The organism is Paenibacillus lentus (assembly GCF_003931855.1).
GTDB classification, from domain to species: Bacteria; Bacillota; Bacilli; order Paenibacillales; family Paenibacillaceae; genus Fontibacillus; species Fontibacillus lentus.
Genome location: NZ_CP034248.1, coordinates 688,072 through 712,543 on the forward strand (window position 1 = coordinate 688,072; position 24,472 = coordinate 712,543).

Sequence of the window (24,472 nt, forward strand, 5' to 3'; positions counted from 1 at the left end):
AATAACTTTGGGTTGTAAACTGCTAGTTGTTAATAATCATGCTCTACTAATTAAATAGCTTTGAGTTCGATTTTTTCAATTAGACCCCAGTCTATGCCTTCTTCAAGTTGATAGTCTATCTCCTCTAACAGTTTAAATCCTTCTTGCTCAATCCCTTCATCAGGTCCGTACACTTCAAAATGCCGCTCTTTAAACTGCGCAAACCAAAAGTACATACTGTAATATATGCTTTGTTTATCTAATGGGACTGATCCAGCGTCGTTACTTTTAAAAAACGTATAATATGCTAATAACTCATTTAAACGATTATCATCGATATTCACATTGTAAAATTTGCGTAGTTCTTCATTGGTTATAAAATTCTTCAACTCGTCTTCTTTTATAATTTTCATTTACAACACCTATCCTTTATTCTGGAAAGTATTTGACATCAATTTCAACATTTTTTAATTTGAAAAAATTTGTCAATTGCTCTACAGCCTTTTTATCAGAAACTAGCCATTCCACCTTATATCCAGCAGCTATAGCTGAGTCTTGTTGTCTTAATGCCTCTTGAATAACTTTGTTTTTAGCGAATTCCGGGAGGTCATCTACATGATAAAATGACTTTGGCTTTATTATCAACTTGCCGTCTTGCAAAACGTCATCTACTAAGTTCTCAAACTGAACATATCCTCCCTTTGGATGAGGCAAATAGTAACTTTCATTATTAGGATTAATTTTTAATTCAAAATCATCAACTCTTGGATTACTTTGAGGTATTCTCTCCCCGAAGAACCCTTTACCATGTGGTCGTGCATTAATATCATTAATACCCCATTTAATTTTTGTGTTGTATTTTGGAGCTTTTGGCGTCCCCTCAACAGAACCCATCTTCCCGCCGCCCGATCCCGAATCAGGCTTAGACTTAGAGAACTGCGAATCCGTCTTCGGTACGTCCATATCCCGGATAGGGATTGTAATGCCGTCGGGGGTAGAAAACGTTATCTGCGGCCGCGATTGCGCCGCTTCCTTCACGGTCTTGACCAGTTCCTTCACAGTTTTGCTAGAGAATTTGGCTCCCGCTCTGGCGGCGCCTTCTACTACCGTCAAGGCGAAGAACGCCTTCGTCACGGCTCGCCCGTATTGTACGCTCTCTTCATAGGTGGCTTTGCCGGAAAGAATCTTCGGCTGCAATTCAATGATATCCTGGAAAGGTACCACGAATTCCTCTGCGGCGGCGTCGCCGAGCAGCTTCTTCATATCATTGATCGTAAGCTCACCGTTCGCAATCGCTTCACCTATAGCGTAATATCCAGGCACGGTATCTGTCCAGAATCCCAAGCTTCCCGGACTGGAATTGATGGCGAATTCAGCCAAATCCTTCACGTCTTCAACCAATTGACTGACGATGCCGTCTCCTATACCTACAAGCGTTACGGCCGTGGTTAATCCGCTGGTATTCAGGTTCGGTTTATTTCTTATTCCAATAGCACTTTCAGCATATGCTAATTCAAGCAGCCCTTGTGTGATCTTCCCATCTACCTCGAATATCTCCAGTCCAAACTCCTTACGCCTAACTGCTGCCATGGTGCTCACCGTGTTCGCGATATGCTGGTAGCCGGCCACGGCGATCAAGAATTCCTGATTATATTCGCCGGTAATCTCGCCTTGATAGATGTTCATCATCTTCAAATACTGCTGCATGTTGCGGATATCCTCCGCAGGAATCGTCTGGTTGTATTCATCAAACAGCGCCTGCATTTCCCTGCGCCGCTCCGCCGCTCGACGAACCGCTGCCTCAATGGAGTCGTAATGAAATCTCACCCACTCCCGGTGAAGGGAATTGATCATACCGGTTGCGATGATCAAGCGCAACTCGCTCTCTTTGGGCATTGCGGACAGATTCTGCTTCAGTGGATTGTAGTCGCAGGCATCCAGCGGAGAGCCTTTATAGAACACGGCCAAGCTGACCCCAGACTCATACCATTCCTCAGCGACGCCGAGCTTTGCGAGCCGCTCCCTCTGCTGCTGAGCGGACCGGTGCGCATATTCCATGTACAGCTCATTATTGTAAATCGCATATATTCTATAGGCCGCCTGGCTGCGAGCAATCTCTTTGAAGCTAGAAGCAATCGCCTCGAGCTCCTCACGCGCCCACGCCTGCTCCTCCGCCGTTCCACTGTCCAAAATTTGCAGCAGAGAGGCGATCCGCTCGTCCTCCTTCACTGAATCTAGACGCTGCACCAAAGAAGCGTCCTTAAGCTCCAAAAGTCTTCCCCTGATCCATTGCAGCAGTGATGGCCGTGACGCCACAGACGCAGCCCCGCCTGCATTGGCGACATGCTGTCTCCCCTTCTCCAAATAGCGCTGAAACCAGCTCTGCGTCGTCCAGCTCAGCTTGAACGTAGACGATTTCTTCACGCTAGTCGCCCTTGCCGAGTCATTCTCTGCCCTTATGTATTCATTTTCCGCAAAACGTAAAGCTTGAACCTTCTTCTTCATCTGCTCGTCGATCCGCTCGCCCAGCCTTCCGATTTCCCGCAAAAGGCTGCTAGCCTCACGCGCCGCGGACCGCACGTAATGCTCGGAGGGATCGGAATATCTCGCCTCCACATCGCTTATGAGCCGGGTTAGCTCCCTGGACATTCCTGTAATTCCATTCTCCATCGTGCGCTCTAATCGCTCCAGGTCACGTGCCAAGCCCCCGATTCGGCCAGGATCCACCTTATTCAAGCATGTCCAACCCCATTTCAGGAAAATATTAGTGTCTGATATTTTACCAAAATGTCAAATTTTAAGGAATAAATCGGTATACCTAAGAAAAAACAAAAAAAGACACCCCAAAAAGTGTCTTTTATCCTAGCTCTATCCATTCCCCCGACTTTAGGCCTGAACCATAACATTCAACAGCAAGGGAGTACGAGCTTCTTCCATACAACTCACTTCGTTAACAGCGCATTCGCGACGAGCATATCAAACCTGCGGATATCGACGCCTTTCTGCAGCTTCACCTTAATATGGCCCGCGCGAGTCCACAGTTCCACCTCAGCGTTCATATCGAGAAATCCACCCGCATTCTCCGTAGACCACATATCAATCGAGGAGTAAGGCAGCGAGTAAATCTCAACCTTCTTTCCCGTAAAGCCCTGCGCATCCCGGACGATCAATCGTTTGTTGGTGAAAATGGCGCTGTCGCGAAAGGTTTTGTAGGCAGCGACCGCCACTTCCCCGGGAACGAGCAAGTTGTTCACATCTGCGGGAATGGGGCACTCAGATACCAGCGTCCATTCCAGTATGTGACGTGTCTCAGACATCGATTTTACCTCCTGATTATTTACAATTAATCCAGTTGAATAGTTCAAGATTACCATAGGGCTGTATAAAGTCTCAATTCCCCCGCTTGGTTGTAGGTTTCCGTGTAACTACATCATGCATCAGGCGGTAGCTGAAATCTATAGAAAAATACCGCTCGAAAACCGCATAAAATGCAGTATTGAACGGTATTTGTTTCGTGGCCATACGCCAAGCAAGCGGCCAAGCCTAAACACCACGCTATTATTGTTGAACTTGCTCCGCTAATAGTTTTCCTACGTTACGCCCCATGGTCAAGCTTGCGCTGTTGGAGGCATTTCCAAAATGTGCACGGTTGTATAGGAATCTATGTGCCAGTTCGCCAACTGCATATAGCCCATCAATGGCAGTTCCGTCTTCTCTTACCACCTGACAATCACCCGTCGTTTTCAGACCGCCCATGGTAGCTACAAAGTCGGGCACAAATTTCACTAAATAATAAGGCCCTTCTGCTGCATACGCTTGTAACATTTCCGCCGGCTTCTTGAACTCCGTGTCCACGCCTTTCTTCGCCATGCTCTGATATTCATTGAACGTACTCACTAAATGATTCATTTTGCTCAGCTTTTCTAATTCTGCCATCGTATTTGCCTTATAAATGTCTCCGGAATCGAGTCCCGTTTCGAGTAGAGATACGACTTCCTCACTGCTGCTATCGAACAAAATATAGTAAGGCGCCTCTTTAGCATCGATCAAATCAGCGGCAATCACCACACCCGGCCCAGCTTCATTGGTCATTCGTTGACCCGCTTGGTTAACGAGCATGAGCTTGTCAGTCACGCCGCCTTCTAACGGACTATAGCTATTCAATTTGTTAAAATTAACATTCAAATCAGTGAGCTTCTTGGAAGGCAGTAGTTTCCCTGGGCTTGGAATGATCCAGCCGTCTTCGTACAGTGCTGCTCCAACTTGCGCCCCCATTGTCATCCCGTCGCCTGTGTTGACGCCCGTTCCTGAAAATTGGTAGCCTGTGGCCAGAATGTCAGGAATCAATTGCTCAATATATTCCTCACTGCCGCCGAATCCACCCGTTGCCAGCACCACATTCTTGGCATGAATTACAAAATTCTTATCAGGGGATGAAGCCTTAACTCCAACCACGCCACCGTCTGCTTCGATTAATTCAGTAGCCGTTGCCTCTGTAAGGATCGTCGCACCTTGTTCTTTCAAGCTGTTCGTTAATCTCTCAATAACGAGTTCCCCTGCCACTTGATTACCATCCGTTACCGGCTTGACGATATCTGCTCCTCTTTGCTCTTTGGTAAAGGAAATTTGATATTCCAGCCCATGCTGCTCAAGCCAGGCAATTGTAGCGCCACTATCAACAATGATCTCTTTCACACGTTCGTAATCCGGGTAAGGTATCCCTTCTTGTCCGCCTTGCATCGTCATTTTGCTCCAGCGTTCTATAGCCTGATCAAGGGTATCATCGGACTTCGCTTTGTGGTAAGCTTCGTTCTCTTCCACTTGCGCCATCATGACGTTACCAAACGATGTCGCGAAGGATCTTCCCAGTGCGGCTTGTTTCTCCACAACAATGACGGATGCTCCGTTCTCTAATGCCGATATAGCGGTAGAAAGTCCAGACAGGCCCGAGCCAATGACCGCGATATCCGCTTCTAGCGTTTGTACCTGCTTCTCCTTCTGCTCCGCGCCTATTTTGAGAGCGGTCAGATCTCCGCCCGCTTGAAGTACACAATCCTCAACCGCTTGGATGATGGCATCTCCTGTAGCCGTTGCGCCAGTCACTGCGTCTACAACTAAGGTCTGCCCTTCGATGATCCTGGCTGGGATCTTGTCGATCGCACCATCCGCTGTACCCTTCGTCTCATTAAATTCGACCACTTCAATTTTATCAATGGCATTCTCCGAGAAGGTGACTTCTACCTTGATGTCGCCCATCTTGCCTTGAGCTACACCGACATAGGTCCCTGCTTGGTATAGTCCCGCCTCTGTAACTGCCTTGCCGCCTGTGTTCCCACAGCCTACCATGACTAGGACTAACATGACTGTTAGTAACATGGCAACAATTCTCAAAGCTCTACTTCTCATCTCTCCTGCATCCCCTTTAGAAGATTATTTATCCATGACTAATAACTAACACTTTAATTGTGAAAAAAATCACGTTATTAGCCACGCTTTCTCATGTATATTTTGAGGTATCCAGTAAGGGGAGAGTCAAGAAGGAGCTTAGACATCATGAATCATCATAATTTGTTTACCGTTAGCGAATTCGCGGATTTATTCAATATTCACAAGAAAACCTTATACTATTACGACGAGATTGGCTTGTTCGAACCTAAATATACCAACGAAAAAGGATATCGGTATTACTCCGATTGCCAAATCTATGACTTCCATGTACTGCTATCTTTAAAAAATTTAAACTTGTCTTTAAAAGAAACCAAGCAATATGTCAATCACCGGACACCAGGAACGGTAATCGATTTATTTAATGGGAAAATTGGGGAGATCGAGGAAAAAATTGAGGAACTCACCCGTCTTAAACATTCATTAACCAAAAGATTGGCCTTAATCAATAGTACTTTAGATACTTCGGTGGATGATATTCAAGTTCAATACAAAGAGGAAGAATATTTCCGACTGGAACCGATTGAGCCCGTTCGCGACAGCGACACGAATTATATTGCCTGGCATCACATATTCATAGAAGAGTCTAAGCACCAATTAAATGAAGGGGCCTACGGACAGATGCTGCTTCGCGAGAATTTAATCCAGAATATTTATAGTCCCAACTATATCACCGTTGAAGCCATCGAGAAGAAGGATATGGACAAGGCCTTCATTAAGCCAGAGGGCAAATACGTAGTCGGAAGAAAGAACGGGAAAGTGCTCCACTCCACCTCACTATACCAGCGACTTATGAAATATATTGAGGAGAACAACCTGGAGATCATCGGAAATGCTTATGAGTATTTCATCATTGACGGATCCTTCGCATCAGATGTGAATGAACGGGTTCTAGAGATTCAAATTCAGGTGAAGTAATGCCCCAACTCAATTTGAGATAAGGCAACAACAGGATACAAGAACCCCCCGGAAGGCCTTTAGACCTCCGGGGATTTCTGGTTAAGGATGTCCCTATCACCCCTTGATCGAACCAATCATGACGCCCTTCTCAAAATATTTCTGGATAAACGGATAGATCACCAGTATCGGCAGCGTGGAAACGATAATGACACCGTATTTGATTTGATCGGCATATCTTTGCGCGTAGCCCCCCGCGTCTCCCCCAGTCCCGGCCCCACCAGCAAACACCTGATTAGACAGCAGAATGTCCCGCAAAATAATTTGCAGCGGCTGCAGGTTGTTATTGCGGATATAGATCAGCGCGGTAAAGAAATCGTTCCAGTGCCCGACCAAATAATAGAGGCCGATTACGGAGATCATCGCCTTCGAGAGCGGCAGCGCCACCTTGAAGAAAAAAGTGAAATGCGAGCAGCCGTCCATCACCGCCGCCTCGTACAGCTCCTGGGGCAGCGAGCTCTCGAAGAACGTCCGGGCGATAATCAGATAGAACACGTTGACGCAAAACGGGATAATGAACACCCAAATCGTATTCGTCAGTTGCAAATCCTTCATTAGAAGATAAGTCGGAATAAGGCCGCCGTTGAAGAACATCGTCACCACAAACAGAAACATAATGGCCTTCCTTGCCCGGAACTCCCGCCGGGACAGCACATACGCCGCAGGGAGCGTGAACAGCATGTTAACCAAGGTGCCGAACAGCGTGTAGAACACCGTGTTCCGGTAGCCCGTCCAGATCCGCATATCCTTGAAAATCTCCTGGTACCCGAAAAAGCTGATGTTTTTCGGAAACAGCCAGACTTTGCCTGTCGCTACGAGCGTGGAGTCGCTGAATGAAGCGATCACGATGAAGTACAACGGATATACGATAATTAGAAAAATAAACGTGCATAGGAGGCCCAGCGTGATTTTGAAGGCCAGCTCTTTGCCGTTGAGGCGCGGGCGGTTCCCGTTGATTGGCGGTGGGGCTCCCTGGATGCTTGGCCCGGTTCCACCGATACTTGGCCTGGTGCTATGGCTGCTTAACCCGGCCCCCTGGGTGCTTGGCATGGTGCTACCGAGTCGTGGCTGCCCATGGCTGCCTGGAGTTCCTTGGCTGAGTGAGATTCCGCCCCCGCTCAAGACGCCATGGATGCTTGGTGCGACTCCGCCTCCGCTCAAGGCTCCATGGAAACTTGCTCCGGCTCCACCGCCGCTCAAGGCGCCATGAAAACTTACTCCGGCCCCGTCGCTGCTCAAGGCGCCATGGCGGCCCATTCGAGTATGTTCCTTGTCGGTTCCACTATTACGCTTATGCGTACGATCCATCTCCGTTCCTCCTTCCCTCATAGGCTTTTAGAATAAGCTCGTCTCGGATACCCGCTTCGAGATCGTGTTCATGGCAAACAGGAAGATGAAGTTGATCACCGTATTGAACAGGCCGATGGCCGAGGCCAGACTGAACTGGCTAGAGACGATCCCGATCTTGTACACGTAGGTGGCAATAACCTCGGACACGGGCAGATTGAGCGAGTTCTGCATCAAGAATATTTTCTCGAAGCCGGTACTGAGAATGTTGCCCATGCTGAGAATGAACAAAATAATAATCGTCGGCACAAGCGCCGGAATATCAATAAAGCGGATCGTCTGCCAGCGGCTGGCCCCGTCGATGCGGGCTGCATCATAGAGCTGGGGATCGACCGTGGACAGGGCAGCCAGATAAATAATGCTGTTCCAGCCGCAGTGCTGCCAAATATCCGAGAGCACGTACACCGGAATGAAGGTACCAGTTGAGGCGAGCAGGTTGATATGCCCCAGCCCGATCGATTTCATCAGATGCCCGACGACCCCGGTCTCCGCCGACAGCAGCACATTGAGCATGCCCACCAGCACGATCACCGAGATGAAGTGCGGCAGATAGACGGTCGTCTGCATGAGCTGCTTCATTTTTTTGCGCCGAATCTGGTTCAGAATCAACGCCAAAATGATGGGAGCCGGAAAACCGAGCACAATGCTCGCCAGGCTGATCAGAAAGGTGTTCCGCATCAGGTCGGTGAACAGATAGCTGTCGATGAATTGCCGAAAATACGCCAGTCCCCGCCACTCGCCCCCGGTCAGCCCCTTGCTGAAGTCATAATCGCGAAAAGCGAGCTGAATCCCGTACATCGGAATGTAATTGAAAATCAGAATGACGATGATCGCCGGGAGGATCATGATCCAAAGTTGATAGTCGCGCGTGACGGCTTGAACTAGCCCTTTGCGAGTCCGCATATGCTCCCCCCTTATTTTTTGCTCTGATATTCTTCGTAGTATTTTTGCATGATCTCTAGATTCTGGGTGATGCCGGCCTTCTGGGCCTCCTTCACGTACGCATCCCATTCTCCCTCAATGCCGCCCTTGGTCACCCACTTGGCGAAGCTGGACTCGGCCAGGTTCATAACGTTCGTGTTGTTCAGGCTCATCGTGTTGTTGTCCATCGTCGAGTATTTAATAAACAGGCCCGGAAAAACATCCTTATCCAGATCCACCTTCAGCGCTTCCTCCAGAGACTCGGATTGGCCGAGCACCTCCTGCATGTCTTTGCCGAGGGTCAGCTGCAGATCGTCCGGGATATAAAAAGCCCCATGATCCGCCATCGTAGACGTCCATTTCCAGGTGCCGGGGTCCATCTCCGGATTGGCCGGAGGCAGCACGCTATAAGTCCCGTCTCCATGGTCCTGAATATTCGGGCCGATCGAGCCGAACAACGCCTGTATGCCGACCTTCGGATCGTACAGCTCGTTGATAAAGCGCATCGCCGCTTCCTTATGCTTCGTCTTGGCGGACATCACGACGTGATTCGTGCCGTAGTTCAAGGAATAGTAGTCATAGCTCCACGACAGCTTCCCCGTGTAATCCGCGGTGACCTTCAGCGGAGGCAGAGTGACATACTGCGGGGCCAGCTGCTCCCCAAACCGGTCGGACGCCACCCAGCCCCAGGTGAAGCCAACCTTGGCCGTGTCCCCTTCCCCGCGGGCGATCGATTGATATTTTGTATAGTCGTGTGTAAAAACTTCAGGATTGATCAGTCCCGCCTTGTACAGCTTGTTGAGGAAGGCCACCATGGTCTTGTAGCGTTCGTCGATAAGGAAATTCTTGATCTGGCCATCCTCGACAAAATAGCCCTGACTGCTGCCCTCCGACAGCGTGATGCCCATACTGCCCAGAAGCACAGCCGGATTGAAGTACCCGCCGATCCCACCCGGCCAATCCATCGGAATCTCGTCCTTCGCATCGCCATTGCCGTTGGCGTCTTTCTCTTTAAAAGCGACGAGGACGTCATACAGCTCATCCCAGGTCGTCGGCTTTTGCAGCCCTAGCTCATCGAGCCATTTCTGGTTGATGAACTGCCTCGTGCCGGTTGACGGCCAGAACCGCTGGTATTTGGGGAGGCCGTAGATTTTGCCATCCGGCTGCGTAGCGATGAGCTTCGTCTCTGGCTTCTCGCTGAACATCTTCTGCACGTTCGGAGCCTGGTCGAGCATGCCGGACAAATCCTGGAACAGCCCCTGGAACTGGGCAAAATCCGCATCCGTAATGACATTCGGCCCGATGAACAGGTCCGGGATGTCGCCGCTGGCTAGCATCGTGCCTTTCTTTTGCCCATAGTCGGTCGTAATCTCCTGCCACTCAATTTCGACTCCGGCAGCATCCTCGACCGCCTGCAGCCACTCCATTTCCGCCAGCGGCTTGGTGAGCGGATGCTTCGTCATAATCGCTGTCAGCTTCACCTTCTCCCCGGACGCATTCCCGGGCGTTGTCCCCGCGGATTCGCTATTTCCCCCTGAACCGCACCCCGACAGCAGCATGGCTGTGATCAAGACGAGTGATGTGAGAACGCTTAACTTTTTCCGCATATCCATACCTCCACACTTTTGATATGGGCCCGATCGATACAGACCGCTGCCACAGCTTTGCCTGGATTGATTCGCAGGCACCTTAGACAGTAATGGGAGATGCCAAGCCGCGTAAACGGGCAGTTTTTGTGCGGGTATTCATTTTTTGAAAGCGCTTAATATAATGTGTGGACTAGACGGTTGTTCCCGGCCGTTCCGGGGGCGTCTTCAAAAATTGTAGATGTTCAAAAAGTGCCCCTTGCGATGGTGTATGCAGACGGATTCATTAACGGCCAGACAGCCCTGTTGGTGGGGAGCCGCATCATGCGCACTACTCCCTCTGCGGACGATGCGGACTCGGGGCATGCTTGGATGATTGTCGACCCTACGGCAGCTTGCCATGACAGCATCTGATGGAAAGGAGCTTAGCTTCTGTGCGTGGTGCGGTATTGGCCGGGCGTGGTGCCGACGATTTTTTTGAAGGAGCGGATGAAGCTGGAGGTGTTCGTGAACCCGACCTGGGCGGCGATGCTCTCCAGCGTCCCCTCGCTCTCCCGCAGCAGTTGAATCGACCTCTGGATTCGGAGACGATCGATGTATTCCTTGAAGTTCTGACCCATCTCCTTCTTGAAATGGTGGCTGAAATTCGAGACCGACATGCCAAAATGATCGGCCATCAGCTGCAGCGAGCAATTCGGGTCCATTCCCTTGTCTTCGATCACCGCAAGAATCTCTTCCCTGGAAGCCGTACGTACCTTAGGCAATGTCTCGCGAATCATCTCGCACAGCTTTGCGCCACTCTCCCGCAGGATTCCGGTCATCTGCTCCAGCGTATAGCGGGGCTGGAAAGCCGCATCCGTCAGGCGCAGCAGGCTCTGGTCATCATGACGGAACCGCTGCAGCCCATTAAAAATCACGCTGGCCGTGTTCAAATACACGCTCCGCAGCATATGCGGCGGCAGCCCTTCGCTGCTCAGATAGCAGACGATCCGCTCAATCAGCGACTCCACTAGAGTCGCTTCATTTTTCAAAATCGCCAGCTCCAGCGACTGCAGCAGCTCCGCGAAATAAGAAACCGTACCGGACGGTGACATCTCGATCTCAGCAAAGCTCAGGATCGGACTCGTATAGCGCAGCCGCAGCTGCTCAACCGTACGCAGCGCCTGCAAGTAGGAGACATGGGCCGAGTTGGGGTCGAGGATGTACGTACAAGTTAGTTCAGGTTGATCCTGTCCCGAAGTCCTTCGTGCTCCTTTTGGTTGGCTATGTCCCTCAGCCCTTACAGCCTCCCCTGGCTCGCCAATGCCGATGATCGTCTTCCAGCCCGACCGCACCTGGAGCTCCTCCTGCAGCAGGGCTAAAACCGCTTGAACGGAGAAGTCCTCCCCATGGGAGCAGACGAATACGATCTCGTGATGGTAGTTACTTTTGAAAAAATAACCCTGAACCCCTTCAGGCAGCTGGCTCTCCCGGTTTTTGCAATAAAGCAGCACAAGATTCGTCTCCTCGGTCTCCGATTCACAGGAGATGACAGCCACCGTCACGCGCGCTCCGTCCAAACTCACTCCTACCTTCTCCGCTTCCCGCTGCACTTGCTCCCCGCTCAGGAAATGCCCGTTGACCAGCTCCAGCAGCATATTGTCCCGCATGATTGGCAGCGTCTCCTTCACCTCTTCATCCAGTCGGCTGTTGACCGCAGATAGACCGCTTAACGTATAACGGATCGCCTCGATCTCGTTCATCGGCCCACGCTCCTCCGGCTCGAACAAGCCTGCGGCGAACTCGACCAAACGCTTAATTGGGTGGTAGTTTTTGCGGATCGAGACGTAGATGACAATCACTTCAAGTAGCAAAATGCCTCCAACAAGCAGAATCGTGTTCAGTTGAATCGTACGCAGCCCCTGGAGCGATTCCGACACCGGGAGCAGGCTCACATACTTCCAGCCGTTCTTATCCGAAACCGTATAAGATACGAGATAGGACACGCCGTCGATCCGGTGGATACCGGAGAACGAACCCTGGGTCGAGCCAAGGGAGGAGCTGGAGGTCGAGTCAGGGGACGAGTCGGAAGACGAGCCAGAGGCTGTACTAGTGGACGTACTAGCGAATTTACTAGAGAATGAGCCGCTATCTTTTCCCAGACTGCTTACCAGCTGTGGTAAATCCTCCGAGCTCTGAACTAGCGCCTCGTTGGAGGCAACAAGCGGCTGTCCCTGCCCATCAAAAATAAAGAAATCCCCCTTATACGCCTCCGAGACCGACCGCATCATGCGGAGAATCGTATCCTCCCGGACCATGATCATCACCACGCCAGGCGAACTCGTGCCGCCCACCGGAAGCGGCTGCAGGAAGGTTAGCATCCGTACCCGGTTATGGCCGGGGACCAGCACCCCTTCTACGGGGCGAACCATGGGGGAGTCCAGCGTGTTCAGCGTCTCGGTCAGATCGTTATGAGGCCAGCTTTCATAATAAAAGCCAACCCCCGGCTTCCCCATATCCTCCACACTGTATGCGCTTCCAGTTTTGGAGAACAAATAACCGGTGCTTCTCACATACAGCAGGGTGTTGTATATAAAAGCATCGGTCGCGTTGTACTTTTTCATCTCATTCGCTATCAACACGCGCTGATAATCACTCTCCTCGGCCTGATACAGCCGGAACTCCCGGTTCTGCACCAGCTCAAACGGCAGATTGTACACATACCGCGTGAACGTATCCATCGACGTCATGAACTGCTCCGTAATGTAGGCGTTCCAGTCCATCTCCTTCACCTTGACTACCTGCGCCGAATACGGATAATAATAGAATAGAATAATCATGACAGGAAATAACAGCACCAGCAAATAGGAAATCAATAGCTTGGTCAGCAAATTCACCCTAGTTTTACCCATGCTGGCTCACCCCCTTTTTCTTTTTTCCACTTCAAAACTATCCAAAAAACCCCATTGAGATTCTTAACGATTTTATCAGGAATCAGGCCTAATCATTTAGAAACCAAGAGAGGACAGCACTAACATGGAAAACGTATCAAACGCAGTTCAACTGGAATCCATAAAATCCTTCCAATCAACCATCAGCAAATGTGAAAATGCCTTGGCTCAAATGACACAGAAGGGCGCAAATACGACCTTAATCATGAAACGACTCCAGGCACTTCGCATTGGCTTAGCCCTGCTAGAATATGTATGGAACCAAAAGCCCCATCATTACACCCAGGAAGATCTAGCCGAAGCTCGCCATGTGCTTACTGGTTTATTCCCATCCATTGAGAACAGTTATGCCAAATCAAAGGCAGGTAGTCCGCAAAGAACGCTTTTAGAAAGAAGAATGAAATCATTGGAACTGGCTGTTCAAGCGATTGATGATCTTTCTAATGGGTAAGTTATTTTGCCGATACGGCTTACCAGCTGGGTAAATCCTCTGAGCTCTGAACTAGCGCCTCATTGGAGGCAACAAGCGGTTGTCCCTGCGCATCAAAAATAAAAAAGTCTCCCTTATACGCTCCTGAGACTGACCACATCATGCGGAGAATCGTATCCTCCCGGGCTATGATCATCACCACGCCAGGCGAATGGGTGCTGAAAGCCGGAAGCGGCTGCAGGAAGGTCAGTATCCGTACCCGGTTATGGCCGGGGATCAGCCCCCCTCTACAGGCCGAACCATGGGAAAATCCAGCTTGTCAGCGTCTCGGCCAGGTCGTTATAAGACCAGCTCTCATAGTAAAAGCCAACCCCCGGTTTCCCCATATCTCCCACACTGTATACGTCTCCAGTTTTGGAGAACAAACATCCGATGCTCCTTACATACAGCAGGGTGTTGTTAGTAAAGAAAATATAAGAAAGAATTGAAATTTACAACCATTTCTTTGAATTGTCGCTGTGGACAGCGGTGGATGTAGGCAGCAAAGAGGCTGGCAGCGAACTAGCTGCAATGCGACCGCTGTGAGGCCCATCACCTGCAGCCCTCGTTAGGTAGTAAATGTGGCTTAAGTCAGCCTTGCTGCTGTGTGACTATATTATAAATGTAGACGTGGAGGGGAGTTAGAGAACATGGAAGGAATTTGGGGGGACTTAAGGGTGAGGAGTATTCTTTAGGAGCAACTTTCGCTGGATTAGACTGGGATGAGCTGTTGCTTATTCATCATCCTGGTTGGCGATATTGCCCACCCCATGATCGAGGTGGATTTCGATAATCATTACTGCTCCCAACTTGAAGCCGTAGGTGAACGCCGCCGTCATCTCCATACTCTGAATTTGCTGCTGCAAATCCAACAGCGCCTCAAGCTCGGCAAACTCATCGCTGGACAACCTCTTCTTCCAGGATTCTATTTTCTCAGACATTTCCCTGCCCTTCTTGCGATACATGGGATCTTTGGGAACCAACTGTTCTTCGGGAATGAGATGACCGTAATATAGGGATTCAAGTAGGGATTGCATGGGATGGCCTCCTTTTTTCTATAGGATAGCAGAAGGAGGGAGAATATGTGGTACTCATATGCGTAAACTCAAAAAGGGAGGTACTAGCCTAAAGAATGCGTTATATTAGTTTGTTAATAAAAAAATAAACAAACCATCGATGAAGGTTTGCCTACTTGTAGTGGGGAACTATTCAATGTAAGTATTATCAAAGGAGAGTCAATAGTTCCTTTTTAAATAAACAACTACCCAAGCATATTCTATCTAAGCACTAGAGAAGTATACTTAATAAATGGCGTACACTTATTCTTACGAAAATAAAACTTTTAGAAAAGAAACCAGAAAAAATAAATTTAAATAATAGTATCTAGAAAAACAATATAGGGCTGTCATAACTATTTATCTACTATACTATAAAAAAGTAGTAAACTATAAACAACTGCTATTTTAACTTATATCACCTTATAAATTATCATTTAAAAATTAAAATCTCTTCAGTTCTTAAATTTATCGCCCAGTCATAAGCATTGTTGTTGTAGTTATACACTATTATTTCAGGATGATAATGCTCCACTACTCTACCTAAACTAAAACTTAATGAAACAGGTGTGGTAGCAAATAAATGGACTTTATTAACACCTCTCTCCTTTAATTTTGATAGTAATTCTAAAAACTTTTTTTGATATAAATCGATTTGAGCGTAATTAGTAATATTCCATCGACTAGGGTTCTCTAAACCTAAAAATATGACTTGCGAGACACCTGATACAATTCTTATCTCCTCGTCCATTATTGAAAAGGATTGTTCAATTTTCAAGGCAACTTCATTATCGTACTTTATTTGTGCATTATAATTATTGACAATATTCATGTCAGTATTATACTTTTTCTTTAATTCATAAAACCCCCTTCCTAGACACTCAGAGTTTTCTCCCTGATACTCATAAAGTATTGGATCATCCGTACTTTTAAAGCGGTATCCATCTAAAAATGCTAATGGTACATGTGGAAATCCAAGATAAATCAATGAGTTAGAGTTCTTACTACGCTTTATTACTGTTTTCATTTTAGATTTTTGTTTATTAAGTATTTTCTGAAGGGCCGTAGCACTAATACCTCCATTAATTTCAAAATACTCTATAAAATTAAGAGTTATATATAAACACCCCTGTTCTTGATACTCTTTCTTAACACTATTAAAGTTAGCCTCATTCTTAGAAAACGTAGTTAACATTATAAAGTCTCTTTTCATAAAACAGAGTACATGATTAACAAACCAGTTATATGTAACTTGGAGCAAGCCCCATTTTTTGTATAGAATAATACTAGAGAAAATTAATATTAATAGCATTATTATTGAAGTTAATGGGTCGCTTTTTATAAGATTAAACAACTCCGTAACTAATTTAAATATTTTCATTGTAGGCTCCTTTATACACTAGAACTATGTCTTTTGTTCTACGGCACCCGATCCATACTTTATAAATTTCTATTCCTCCAATAATAAACACTAAATAATCAGAAAAGGTATTCGACTTGTCTAATAATTTTCTCCAATTTTTAATATCTTGTGGTGAATAGTGTGGATCCATTTCAGGATGAGTATGCCACTCCCCTAGGTACATAACAGTTTTATTGCTATCCTCCCACTTTTGTTGAAGAATAGCGTTATGGCTCTGTTTCTTGCGTATAAATCTATGCCTTGATTTGTAGTCGCTCATTAACGGTAACGTATAATCTCTAATTACTACATCATTACTGTTAGTTAAAACTGAACCAATCAGCATCCCTCCTGATTCATAATCAGTAGGGTCTTCTTGTCTTAGCCTTTGAATTACTTCAATAACATGTTCTTCTACTAGGATTTCATTATTTCTATATTTAACTTTGATCATGAATATGCCTCATTTTTAAGGTTACCGCAGACTTTGCAACTAGGATTAATATAATCGTAGTCATCCTGACTCAAAACATCTATTGATTTTTTATATCGATCAGAAGTCAGAAAGCCATTCTCTTCAAATATTTTAGAAGAACCTTTCCATGAAACTAGAGGATTTTCTTCGACACTATTATCTAAATATCTCAGAACTAACCTCGAAGCAAGTAATGCTGTCTCCATAGAATCAATACTTCCGTAAGGTGTAAAAGAACCAGCACAACCATTCATATTTTTAATAAATGGAACGTCGCTCTTACCTGCAAAGGATGGATACATCCTTAAATCACTATCAATTAAGCATTCATAACACCCCTTTCCTCCGTTGTTAACTACAAGAGCATGTCCCCCTATTCCATAGGCTTCTACCCAAGTAAAAATTGCAGGGGTAGATGACTGCAATATAAGTTTATTAAGTCTTCTTTCTATATTCGGATCGCCGATCGCTATTAATATCAGATCAAAAGCATCTAGATCTACTTCCCCTCTTTCAATGATATCCACAGCTTCATTTTCAATTGTTTCAATTTTTACATTAGCATACCTATTTTCAAACTCCTCTTTTAACAATTTAACCTTAGTTTTACTCTCAATAGATTTATTCATACCCAAAAAGTGGCGGTACGAGTTTTCAATTTTTAGTTTATCATTATCTATCAAGGTAAACCTTTTTATTCCAGACCTTGCTAACATAAATAACAAATCACTGCCTATAGATCCACACCCTATTAATAATACGTTGAGGGGCTTCTGTACCCCACCACCTCTTTCTATTAAAGTTGTGTCATCATTTCGAAAGACAAACAATGGAGTCACATTAAAATCGTCAAAATTGCTTTCTATAAGTGGGACTACTCTTTTTGAAAGAGATTGATTAACCTTTTCAAACCACAATCCAATTATTGTTTTTTCACCTGTCATTAAGGGAATCCTTAGCAAATAAAAATATCTTTTTTTATTCATTGAAAACTTCATTATTTTTGATAATGTAGTGTCAGTCACATGTTCCCGAATGATTTTTGAAATCTCTTCATTTCTCCAAAATCTGTCTAGCTGAGGAACCTTGCCTTCGTAAGTATAATCTAATGGAACATATAATGCTTTTTCTAGATTTCGAGATTTGATGTTAATGTTTAATAACTTCCCTAATAAAATTGTTGACTCCTTATCGTCCGTTAAAAACGCAAATGGTTTACTTCCAATTGCTAAAACAGAAATTTCTTTTGGCTCATCGACAGGAGTGAATACAGAGAAAACAAATTCTATTTTATCTAATGTGCCAAAGTAATAACTAAATTCACGATGATATTCTATTTGCGGCGAATTCGATATTAATACTTGCTCCACTCTCTCAAAAATAAAATCTAATGTTCTTTCTGGTATATCACTCCAAATTACACCCTCTTTATCCAAGTAACAAACAAGTCCACTATTCATTACATGTGGAATGTCGGGGATCTTATGGTATCTTTCATTAATATGCACCTTTGGTAGTTCGGTTGGGAATAGTGGACTAAAAGTTATAGTTAACGGTATCTTATAACCATTTCTTAATTCAAAAAATAATTCATAATAATATTGATCAATTTCTATAACCTTCTCTAAATAGTTTTTTTCCAGTAATAATTTTTGAAAATGAATATTCATAATAAATTTTCCTTGGCTGAACTCGAAGACGGCGCACTAGATAAAGCAACTTTTTTATACCTAGCCTCTTTTGATTCCGGGATTGGGAAGGCCTCACCAAAGTACTTTGGACTAAGGACTTTACATGCCTCGTGTGGGTCACTTTTACCTCCTGCTTCAGTCAGTGCATTCTCAAATTCATTTAATTTTTGATAAAAGGTATCCATTTGTGTGTTTGTCATCTTAGAGAATACATTAGTATAAGGTTGTACTGGTAAATCATATTCAATAATATAAAAGTTTTTTTCTAGTTCATGATCCCACTTCAGGAAAAACTTTCTTTTTAGATTACTTACAAAATCTTTTAATGCATTTAAATCATCATCCTTATATTTACTCGATAAGGAATCATAGGATTGCTTGTAGGAAAATAACTCAGTTGCTAAAATGGTTATACCCACGCTTGGTGGACGTGAACTACCTGATGATTCAAAACAAACGTCTTTCCATTTCTTCATATACCTAACGACTCTTTTGAATTGCTTTTTCGCATCATCTGCAAATGAATTTTTGATATAATTATTTAGCCCTTCTGGATCAGCAGGATCCCAATATTTATTTTCCTTATTAGAAAACTCCTTGCCCCAAGCAAGATACAAATGATCATCATACTTTGATTTTACATAGACGGGCAAGTCGACATGATATGCTGGTTCATCATCTAATGAATATGTTATGGTTACACAGGGATTCTTTATCTTTGGTATTGTTGTAGTGTGGCTTTTTAGTATATCTCTAATTATTTTCTTAAGTTCAAGGCTGTCTGTATAATCTTCCTTATAAAGGTCAAAAACTACACCTTCGTCTATATCATAATCTTTATCTTCTGGTATAATACCAAGATCTACCGCATAACTACCTTGATCAATGAATTCTAGACTTGGCACATCTTTTTCCATTTCTTCAAATTTAGTCTTAACCCCTTTCTTTATTTTATTTGTGATAATATCCCTTTTCTCCCTTAATTCTTTGTTCTCCTTAAATCTTTTAAGTTTAATTTCATCATGAAATTCTTCAAATTGCTTCTGAATATCCGCCATTTTTTAACCTCCAGAAATATTATATTCCCATTATTATACGACATAATATGGTAATAATGAACACTTATAGATATTCAAAGAAAACAAGTAGAATGTTAATGTTAATGTTAATGTTAATGCATATTCGGTCACGAAAAAACCGCATTCCACCTTTTGGGAATGCGGTTTTTTCTTTTTTACCAAAAATAAATCATCATATATTAAATTTATTTCATTATTGATAACTTACTAAATTAAGTCTTGCACTTTGACATTCTTGTAATGTTCTATCAACCATAGATATCTCCCACAGTGATAACATAAAATATAGAACCCTACTCAGTACTTAGATAAACAATCTATAATCATAAGACATAGGCCCAAACCGTTCTAACAGCGACCCAATTTTAGCAATTTCGTTGGATGACTGAATTGTTGCAGGAAGTTTAGTGTATAAATCAAATGTATTCCAATTCATTTTAGAGAGACCCAATATTTCTCTTGCAATAGTACTTAGGCTCGAGTTCCCATGATGTCGTTTAATTACCAACGGCGCTGGAATACGGCTTTTTCCCTGATAATATTTTCTATTTGAAATAATAGCCTCAGTTGTACCATGAACCCATAGTAGGGCCTTTTGATTTTCTAAAATAATTGATGTTGCACGTCTAATAGGGAAACCATCTTCCACAAATGTACCATCATGCTTCATTACTGAGGAAACATACCTTTGGGCGGATTCAATATTGATTTCTATCATATCAATATTTTCGATACCAGCTAATCCTTGTAATAAACCTTCTTTCTCCTCTTTTTGAAATGGAGTTCTCTTATGAATAACAACTCTTCGAGGAAGTCTGGAAAGAGACTCATAGAATAGCTGCCGCACGCTCTCTCCCATTCGTCTTGCATCATTTTGTGACATATAGGGATTCTTTCCTCGAAATATCGGCTCTTCAATCTTACTTAACTTATATCTAAGCCCTAGCCCATTTGAACTATATAAGTGACTACATCCTAAAATAATTTGGTTGCCTTTACTAGCAGAAGTATCTACACTATAGCCTATTCCCATAAAAGCAGTATCACGATCGAGAGAGTCCAAAATCCATGGAGTCCTGCCCGCCTTAACATAAAATGAAAGAGACAACCACCACATTATTTGACATTGTTGTGGTTTTCTCAATGTTTCTTCTCTTAAAAACTGAGTTGCGATTCCCCTTTGAATACAATATGCCTTAATATAATCGTGTAAATCAAAACGCTCCCCAATATCATTATATTTCTCCCAAATCCTCCACCTTGCAGGGATATAAATCACTACCACATTTGGGGCTGAATTGATGTTTAATCTATCAAGTGCATCGCAAATATGCCTAGCCAGTTCGATTGCTCCATGCTTTTGATCCATAAATTTAGTCGGCTCATCACAATAGAACCAGTTATTCTGATTAGGCTGAGGAATATCTATTGCAGTTCCAAATGCCTGCATAAACCCCGGGAACTCCATAAGATACTCAGTATTGGTTTCAGGTTTTCTCCTCATATGAATATTACCAAAGTAACTACTTACTTTTCCTGAATCCGCTTCAGGGCAAATTACTCCTATTGTAATTTCCCTCGCTACAGCACTTTGGGTTATACTAAAATCATACGGTCTATTATGCAACACTCCCCTAATAGGATGTGTCTCCTTAACTCCCGCTTGTCCACTATGACTTGAAAACAATAGCTTAGGTTCATTAAAATGCATTCCTGATAAACTTATATACTTTTCCATAGATGGTGGTACCGTAATTTCATTTCTACCGCTAGAACTAGTTAATTTTGCATAGAGTGGAGCCGGTTTAATATGAAATTTAAACGTAGAGCCACATCCTGCAGGAAAGTCATAAGATCTAACTGACTTTTCAGATATTATCTTTGATCTCCATTTCATTAATGCAGCATTAAATTTCTGATTATATTGCTTTTGGAGTACCGATCGCTTTAATTCTTTTGAAACTTCTACAGATAATTCTTCTCCATTTATAGTACTACCTTTTATGGTGGGCTTTAGTATCACATAATGCTTCCCCTTGATTTGTCGTATATATAATAAAACACCTTCGTGAACATTAAAATATTGGCCCTGAATTCTTTCTTGGTGAGAGACAGTAGAATCCCAGATTAAGTTCCTTCCGTCTGTACATAAATGGGTGTTACTTTGAACAACGGACTTGACTAATGCCGATGTTAATAATGATATGATAACCCCATCCTCGTAAGATAACTCTCTACTACTAATCGGAGTTCTTACAATTTCACTATCAACATACTCCCGAAAGACATCTCTCAATTCGTCAACCAAGCCAAGAGCTAATATCTGTCCTTTAAAAGGAACAGCCACCACATTCTTTTTATTTATTAATTCCATAACTTTTTGCCAAGTTCCAGCGCCTTTAAGTAAAGGAGCGCTAAATTGCAAAACCTCAGTAGGAATATCGATAGGAAAAACATTACTTTTAACAATAGAACCTATTTTAGTTGAATCAATACTAAATGAAGGAGATACCTTGTTTAATGAAAATTCTTTTGTTAATTCATTTACTTTATCATTCCATACTGATTCTAAGCAGTGTGTGGCCAATCGAGACATTAAATCATCAAAGCCTGATGTCGATATAAAATAAGCCTCTCGTCCGTTTTCTCTAGCTTTCTTAATTAATCGACTTACAACCTCATTAGGCTCAGACTCCTCAACACCGCACCAATACAATCTCCCTTCTCCAGAATAAGAATAAGCTTCTTCAAGTGCTGCCATCACAGAATGATCTCGACCACTATAACCACTTACAATTAAATTATGGGTCTTTAGATGATTAATTAAGGCAAGCCTTAGTTTTCGGTCTTGTACTTGCAATTCATTTTCGGTATTTTTAAGGGCGTCATACCTGTAGTCGCCGTGTAAAGATACACAGAGTAACTCACCTCGTGTATATATTCTTTCTATTCTATCTATACTATCAAGTCCTACCTCAATTGGAGTTACTAATGCAGAGTTTAGAGCAGCCTTTGCAACTAATCCATCAAAATTAGTCGTCCACACCGATTGAACTACCCCCGCTCCTGCAAGCAAGGCAAGTAGTTGATACCCAATATAAGGTTTCTTATTTTCTATAATTGATTGAAAGTATCTTCGGCGATCTCGTGGTATAGGATAACACTTCTCAATATAGAAGCTATACTCTTCATCTGCCCCCGACTCAGGATACTCACCTTCATAATCTAGCCATTCTTGAATTCTTTGTTGGATATGTGGCAATGTAATATTATTAAATTGATCACCTAAACCTTGATTCTTAGTTAAAAAGATATCTCTCTTCCACTGCCATATGCAATTTGAAGCCGAGGGAATACCTGATGTTATAGAAGCACCCGCTCCAATTAACAATGAATGAGGCGAACTTTTATTTATTGAAACTGAGCGAATAAATGCATCTAATTCAATGTTCAACTTATCACTGACCACACTTATCACCTTCTATATTTCAGTAGTGTTATTTTTAGTTGATCCGACGTCCAACAGACAAATCAAATGAATTATCCAATAAACCTAGCTTTCCCGGTTTACAGATCGTGTTGAAAGACATTCATCACATCTGACCAATATTCCCCATCGGTAAAACTTCAGTTTCACTCGGCTCCAGAAAGCCCCTACAAATCCAAGGCGTAAATCATGGATGGGGCTTTAACGTCCTTGGATACATCCAGTAAGGCAGGAATCCATAATAGAACAATAACTTAAGGTTATCTATAGTTAATCGTGCTACCACGCTCTTTCTTCACATAAGTTACGGCAGGGCACACTACCTCATCAAAATCGTCTTCTTCTTATCCTTATTGCAGTACGGTATCCGAGGATACGACACCTTTCTCAATTGCGTCATTTTCAATTAAAAACCTACTGGGCTTCATCTTGTTAAAGATTAGATCCAACCAGTCCGCATCGGCTAAGCTATTTCTCCAATACCTCACGTTCATCTGGTCGCCATTCACCCTTCCATGCCTAAAGATCTAGTTAAGGGTACTTTCGACAAGTTATAGGAAAATCCTCCCTTATTTGATAATTTGGGGTTAGGCTATTGGAAAGATAATCATTTTAACGATGTAAATCCGTGTCTTCAAGACTATAAATGTTTACTAAAAGCGGAATTACTAATAAGAGTACGCAATTATCGATTTTTAAGCCTTCCCAAAAAAAATAATCATTTTGTTGACTTAAAGGAGGCTTTTGGCGAAAAAAGAGAGCAGATATCTGCTCTCTTTTTCGTGTAAATTTATACAAGTTCACAACAAATTAAACGCACGAAATTCTAATTGATTTCTTTACGACGTAAAACTTTATATTCTGTATCCTCTTTTTGTTTTATAACATCCTTCGCTTGTCCTTTTTCTACTTCATCCGGCATACGTAAAAGTAAATCTTCTAGTTGTTGAATGAGCCCTTCCCTAATGCTATTTTGGTTTTGAAAAATATCATTAACTATACTGTCTTTTAATCTTATTAATGAAGTGAAAATTGCAATTAGTATCAAAGAGAGAAAAGTGCATCCCGCAAATAACATCAGAATATCAAATAGTTGCATCAATTCCTTATCTTTATAAACATAAAAAAGTAATTGGGTTAGATTCGGAGTCAACACTGCTACAAGAAGACTAGGTGCAATTAGCGGAGGCAATTTGGACTTTTCTTTATCATTTTTATACAACTCAATTAGTTTTTCTATCTTCCATCTAGTTTTTATATCCTTACTGTAAAGAAAATCGGTGAGCTTATTCGATTTTAACTCCTTTAATTTCGCACTTTTCCAGATTCTCCTCCCGACACTAATTTTATATCTCTTTCTAATGACTCTTTTAACAGCTCTGAAAAAAATAAAAACCGAATAAGAAAGTATAATCATTGAAACTATACTCGAAATAATTAACCACTTTCTATAACCAACATTGAACAAAGAAATAAAAACACAGGTTAGTATTATTACAGAGCAGAGTATCATCATAGTATTGACAAAGTAATAATGTTTCTTGATATGTTTATGGACCAGTGCATAAGTCCTTACTTCATTTTGGTAATATTCAAAAACTATATCCTTCATCCGAATCTCAACTTTCCTAGAATTTTAAACTACCTAT

Annotated in this window: 20 protein-coding genes; 3 read left to right on the top strand and 17 right to left on the bottom strand. The window is 43.5% G+C overall.

The features are described 5' to 3' along the window. Window positions 1-50 precede the first annotated feature (50 nt). The 4 genes from EIM92_RS03160 to EIM92_RS03175 form a co-directional block, all read right to left on the bottom strand. Window positions 51-392: a hypothetical protein gene (locus EIM92_RS03160; RefSeq protein ID WP_125081445.1), complete on the bottom strand. Its 342-nt coding sequence runs from the start codon at window positions 390-392 to the stop codon at window positions 51-53. Between the two features lie 16 nt (window positions 393-408). Continuing rightward, a complete protein-coding gene (locus EIM92_RS03165) occupies window positions 409-2,715 on the bottom strand; it encodes a hypothetical protein (RefSeq protein ID WP_125081446.1) in 2,307 nt (768 codons plus the stop codon). Between the two features lie 206 nt (window positions 2,716-2,921). Beyond that, window positions 2,922-3,296, bottom strand: a complete 375-nt coding sequence (locus tag EIM92_RS03170) for a PH domain-containing protein (RefSeq protein WP_125081447.1) — start codon at window positions 3,294-3,296, stop codon at window positions 2,922-2,924. Between the two features lie 241 nt (window positions 3,297-3,537). Continuing rightward, complete coding sequence (locus EIM92_RS03175) at window positions 3,538-5,385, bottom strand: FAD-dependent oxidoreductase (protein ID WP_125081448.1); 1,848 nt, start codon at window positions 5,383-5,385, stop codon at window positions 3,538-3,540. A 147-nt stretch (window positions 5,386-5,532) separates the two neighbouring features. Between EIM92_RS03175 and EIM92_RS03180 the strand changes: the two genes are divergently transcribed. Next, window positions 5,533-6,342 (top strand): MerR family transcriptional regulator, encoded by an 810-nt coding sequence (locus tag EIM92_RS03180; protein WP_164515025.1) that lies wholly within the window; start codon window positions 5,533-5,535, stop codon window positions 6,340-6,342. Window positions 6,343-6,438: 96 nt separating this feature from the next. Here EIM92_RS03180 and EIM92_RS03185 read toward each other — a convergent pair whose 3' ends face one another. The 3 genes from EIM92_RS03185 to EIM92_RS03195 form a co-directional block, all read right to left on the bottom strand. After that, window positions 6,439-7,431 (bottom strand): carbohydrate ABC transporter permease, encoded by a 993-nt coding sequence (locus EIM92_RS03185; RefSeq protein ID WP_246021348.1) that lies wholly within the window; start codon window positions 7,429-7,431, stop codon window positions 6,439-6,441. Window positions 7,432-7,716: 285 nt separating this feature from the next. Further along, a complete protein-coding gene (locus tag EIM92_RS03190; RefSeq protein WP_125081450.1) occupies window positions 7,717-8,631 on the bottom strand; it encodes an ABC transporter permease in 915 nt (304 codons plus the stop codon). Between the two features lie 11 nt (window positions 8,632-8,642). Then, window positions 8,643-10,256, bottom strand: a complete 1,614-nt coding sequence (locus EIM92_RS03195) for an ABC transporter substrate-binding protein (RefSeq protein WP_125084988.1) — start codon at window positions 10,254-10,256, stop codon at window positions 8,643-8,645. 165 nt (window positions 10,257-10,421) lie between these two features. Here EIM92_RS03195 and EIM92_RS03200 point away from each other — a divergent pair, with 165 nt between their 5' ends. Beyond that, a complete protein-coding gene (locus EIM92_RS03200; RefSeq protein ID WP_125081451.1) occupies window positions 10,422-10,649 on the top strand; it encodes a hypothetical protein in 228 nt (75 codons plus the stop codon). 11 nt (window positions 10,650-10,660) lie between these two features. Here EIM92_RS03200 and EIM92_RS03205 read toward each other — a convergent pair whose 3' ends face one another. Continuing rightward, complete coding sequence (locus EIM92_RS03205; protein WP_125081452.1) at window positions 10,661-13,126, bottom strand: AraC family transcriptional regulator; 2,466 nt, start codon at window positions 13,124-13,126, stop codon at window positions 10,661-10,663. A 124-nt stretch (window positions 13,127-13,250) separates the two neighbouring features. Here EIM92_RS03205 and EIM92_RS03210 point away from each other — a divergent pair, with 124 nt between their 5' ends. Beyond that, the gene (locus tag EIM92_RS03210; protein ID WP_125081453.1) at window positions 13,251-13,616 is read left to right on the top strand and encodes a hypothetical protein; all 366 of its coding nucleotides are present in this window, start codon (window positions 13,251-13,253) and stop codon (window positions 13,614-13,616) included. 19 nt (window positions 13,617-13,635) lie between these two features. Here EIM92_RS03210 and EIM92_RS24465 read toward each other — a convergent pair whose 3' ends face one another. From EIM92_RS24465 to EIM92_RS03245, 9 genes are all read right to left on the bottom strand, one after another. After that, window positions 13,636-13,758, bottom strand: coding sequence for a hypothetical protein (locus EIM92_RS24465; protein WP_281279652.1), 123 nt, complete (start codon window positions 13,756-13,758; stop codon window positions 13,636-13,638). Window positions 13,759-13,882: 124 nt separating this feature from the next. Next, window positions 13,883-14,020 (bottom strand): hypothetical protein, encoded by a 138-nt coding sequence (locus EIM92_RS23630; RefSeq protein WP_164515026.1) that lies wholly within the window; start codon window positions 14,018-14,020, stop codon window positions 13,883-13,885. Between the two features lie 348 nt (window positions 14,021-14,368). Then, a complete protein-coding gene (locus EIM92_RS03215; protein ID WP_125081454.1) occupies window positions 14,369-14,671 on the bottom strand; it encodes a DUF6809 family protein in 303 nt (100 codons plus the stop codon). 451 nt (window positions 14,672-15,122) lie between these two features. Next, window positions 15,123-16,070: an SAVED domain-containing protein gene (locus tag EIM92_RS03220; RefSeq protein WP_125081455.1), complete on the bottom strand. Its 948-nt coding sequence runs from the start codon at window positions 16,068-16,070 to the stop codon at window positions 15,123-15,125. Beyond that, window positions 16,057-16,545 (bottom strand): Mov34/MPN/PAD-1 family protein, encoded by a 489-nt coding sequence (locus EIM92_RS03225; protein WP_125081456.1) that lies wholly within the window; start codon window positions 16,543-16,545, stop codon window positions 16,057-16,059. Before EIM92_RS03225 ends, EIM92_RS03220 begins: the two co-directional genes overlap by 14 nt. Continuing rightward, window positions 16,542-18,236 (bottom strand): ThiF family adenylyltransferase, encoded by a 1,695-nt coding sequence (locus EIM92_RS03230; protein ID WP_125081457.1) that lies wholly within the window; start codon window positions 18,234-18,236, stop codon window positions 16,542-16,544. Before EIM92_RS03230 ends, EIM92_RS03225 begins: the two co-directional genes overlap by 4 nt. Beyond that, complete coding sequence (locus EIM92_RS03235) at window positions 18,233-19,315, bottom strand: cyclic GMP-AMP synthase DncV-like nucleotidyltransferase (protein WP_125081458.1); 1,083 nt, start codon at window positions 19,313-19,315, stop codon at window positions 18,233-18,235. Before EIM92_RS03235 ends, EIM92_RS03230 begins: the two co-directional genes overlap by 4 nt. A gap of 325 nt (window positions 19,316-19,640) precedes the next feature. Then, window positions 19,641-22,805 (bottom strand): SIR2 family protein, encoded by a 3,165-nt coding sequence (locus tag EIM92_RS03240; protein ID WP_164515027.1) that lies wholly within the window; start codon window positions 22,803-22,805, stop codon window positions 19,641-19,643. An 844-nt stretch (window positions 22,806-23,649) separates the two neighbouring features. After that, window positions 23,650-24,435, bottom strand: coding sequence for a hypothetical protein (locus tag EIM92_RS03245; RefSeq protein ID WP_125081460.1), 786 nt, complete (start codon window positions 24,433-24,435; stop codon window positions 23,650-23,652). Window positions 24,436-24,472 lie beyond the last annotated feature (37 nt).

Bases quoted from the DNA above. Each gene is read 5' to 3' on its own strand.
- EIM92_RS03160 (WP_125081445.1), bottom strand. From the start codon at position 392: ATGAAAATTATAAAAGAAGACGAGTTGAAGAATTTTATAACCAATGAA.
- EIM92_RS03170 (WP_125081447.1), bottom strand. From the start codon at position 3,296: ATGTCTGAGACACGTCACATACTGGAATGGACGCTGGTATCTGAGTGC.
- EIM92_RS03175 (WP_125081448.1), bottom strand. From the start codon at position 5,385: ATGAGAAGTAGAGCTTTGAGAATTGTTGCCATGTTACTAACAGTCATG.
- EIM92_RS03180 (WP_164515025.1), top strand. From the start codon at position 5,533: ATGAATCATCATAATTTGTTTACCGTTAGCGAATTCGCGGATTTATTC.
- EIM92_RS03185 (WP_246021348.1), bottom strand. From the start codon at position 7,431: ATGCCAAGCACCCAGGGGGCCGGGTTAAGCAGCCATAGCACCAGGCCA.
- EIM92_RS03190 (WP_125081450.1), bottom strand. From the start codon at position 8,631: ATGCGGACTCGCAAAGGGCTAGTTCAAGCCGTCACGCGCGACTATCAA.
- EIM92_RS03195 (WP_125084988.1), bottom strand. From the start codon at position 10,256: ATGCGGAAAAAGTTAAGCGTTCTCACATCACTCGTCTTGATCACAGCC.
- EIM92_RS03205 (WP_125081452.1), bottom strand. From the start codon at position 13,126: ATGGGTAAAACTAGGGTGAATTTGCTGACCAAGCTATTGATTTCCTAT.
- EIM92_RS03210 (WP_125081453.1), top strand. From the start codon at position 13,251: ATGGAAAACGTATCAAACGCAGTTCAACTGGAATCCATAAAATCCTTC.
- EIM92_RS24465 (WP_281279652.1), bottom strand. From the start codon at position 13,758: ATGATGTGGTCAGTCTCAGGAGCGTATAAGGGAGACTTTTTTATTTTT.
- EIM92_RS03215 (WP_125081454.1), bottom strand. From the start codon at position 14,671: ATGCAATCCCTACTTGAATCCCTATATTACGGTCATCTCATTCCCGAA.
- EIM92_RS03220 (WP_125081455.1), bottom strand. From the start codon at position 16,070: ATGAAAATATTTAAATTAGTTACGGAGTTGTTTAATCTTATAAAAAGC.
- EIM92_RS03225 (WP_125081456.1), bottom strand. From the start codon at position 16,545: ATGATCAAAGTTAAATATAGAAATAATGAAATCCTAGTAGAAGAACAT.
- EIM92_RS03230 (WP_125081457.1), bottom strand. From the start codon at position 18,236: ATGAATATTCATTTTCAAAAATTATTACTGGAAAAAAACTATTTAGAG.
- EIM92_RS03235 (WP_125081458.1), bottom strand. From the start codon at position 19,315: ATGGCGGATATTCAGAAGCAATTTGAAGAATTTCATGATGAAATTAAA.
- EIM92_RS03245 (WP_125081460.1), bottom strand. From the start codon at position 24,435: ATGAAGGATATAGTTTTTGAATATTACCAAAATGAAGTAAGGACTTAT.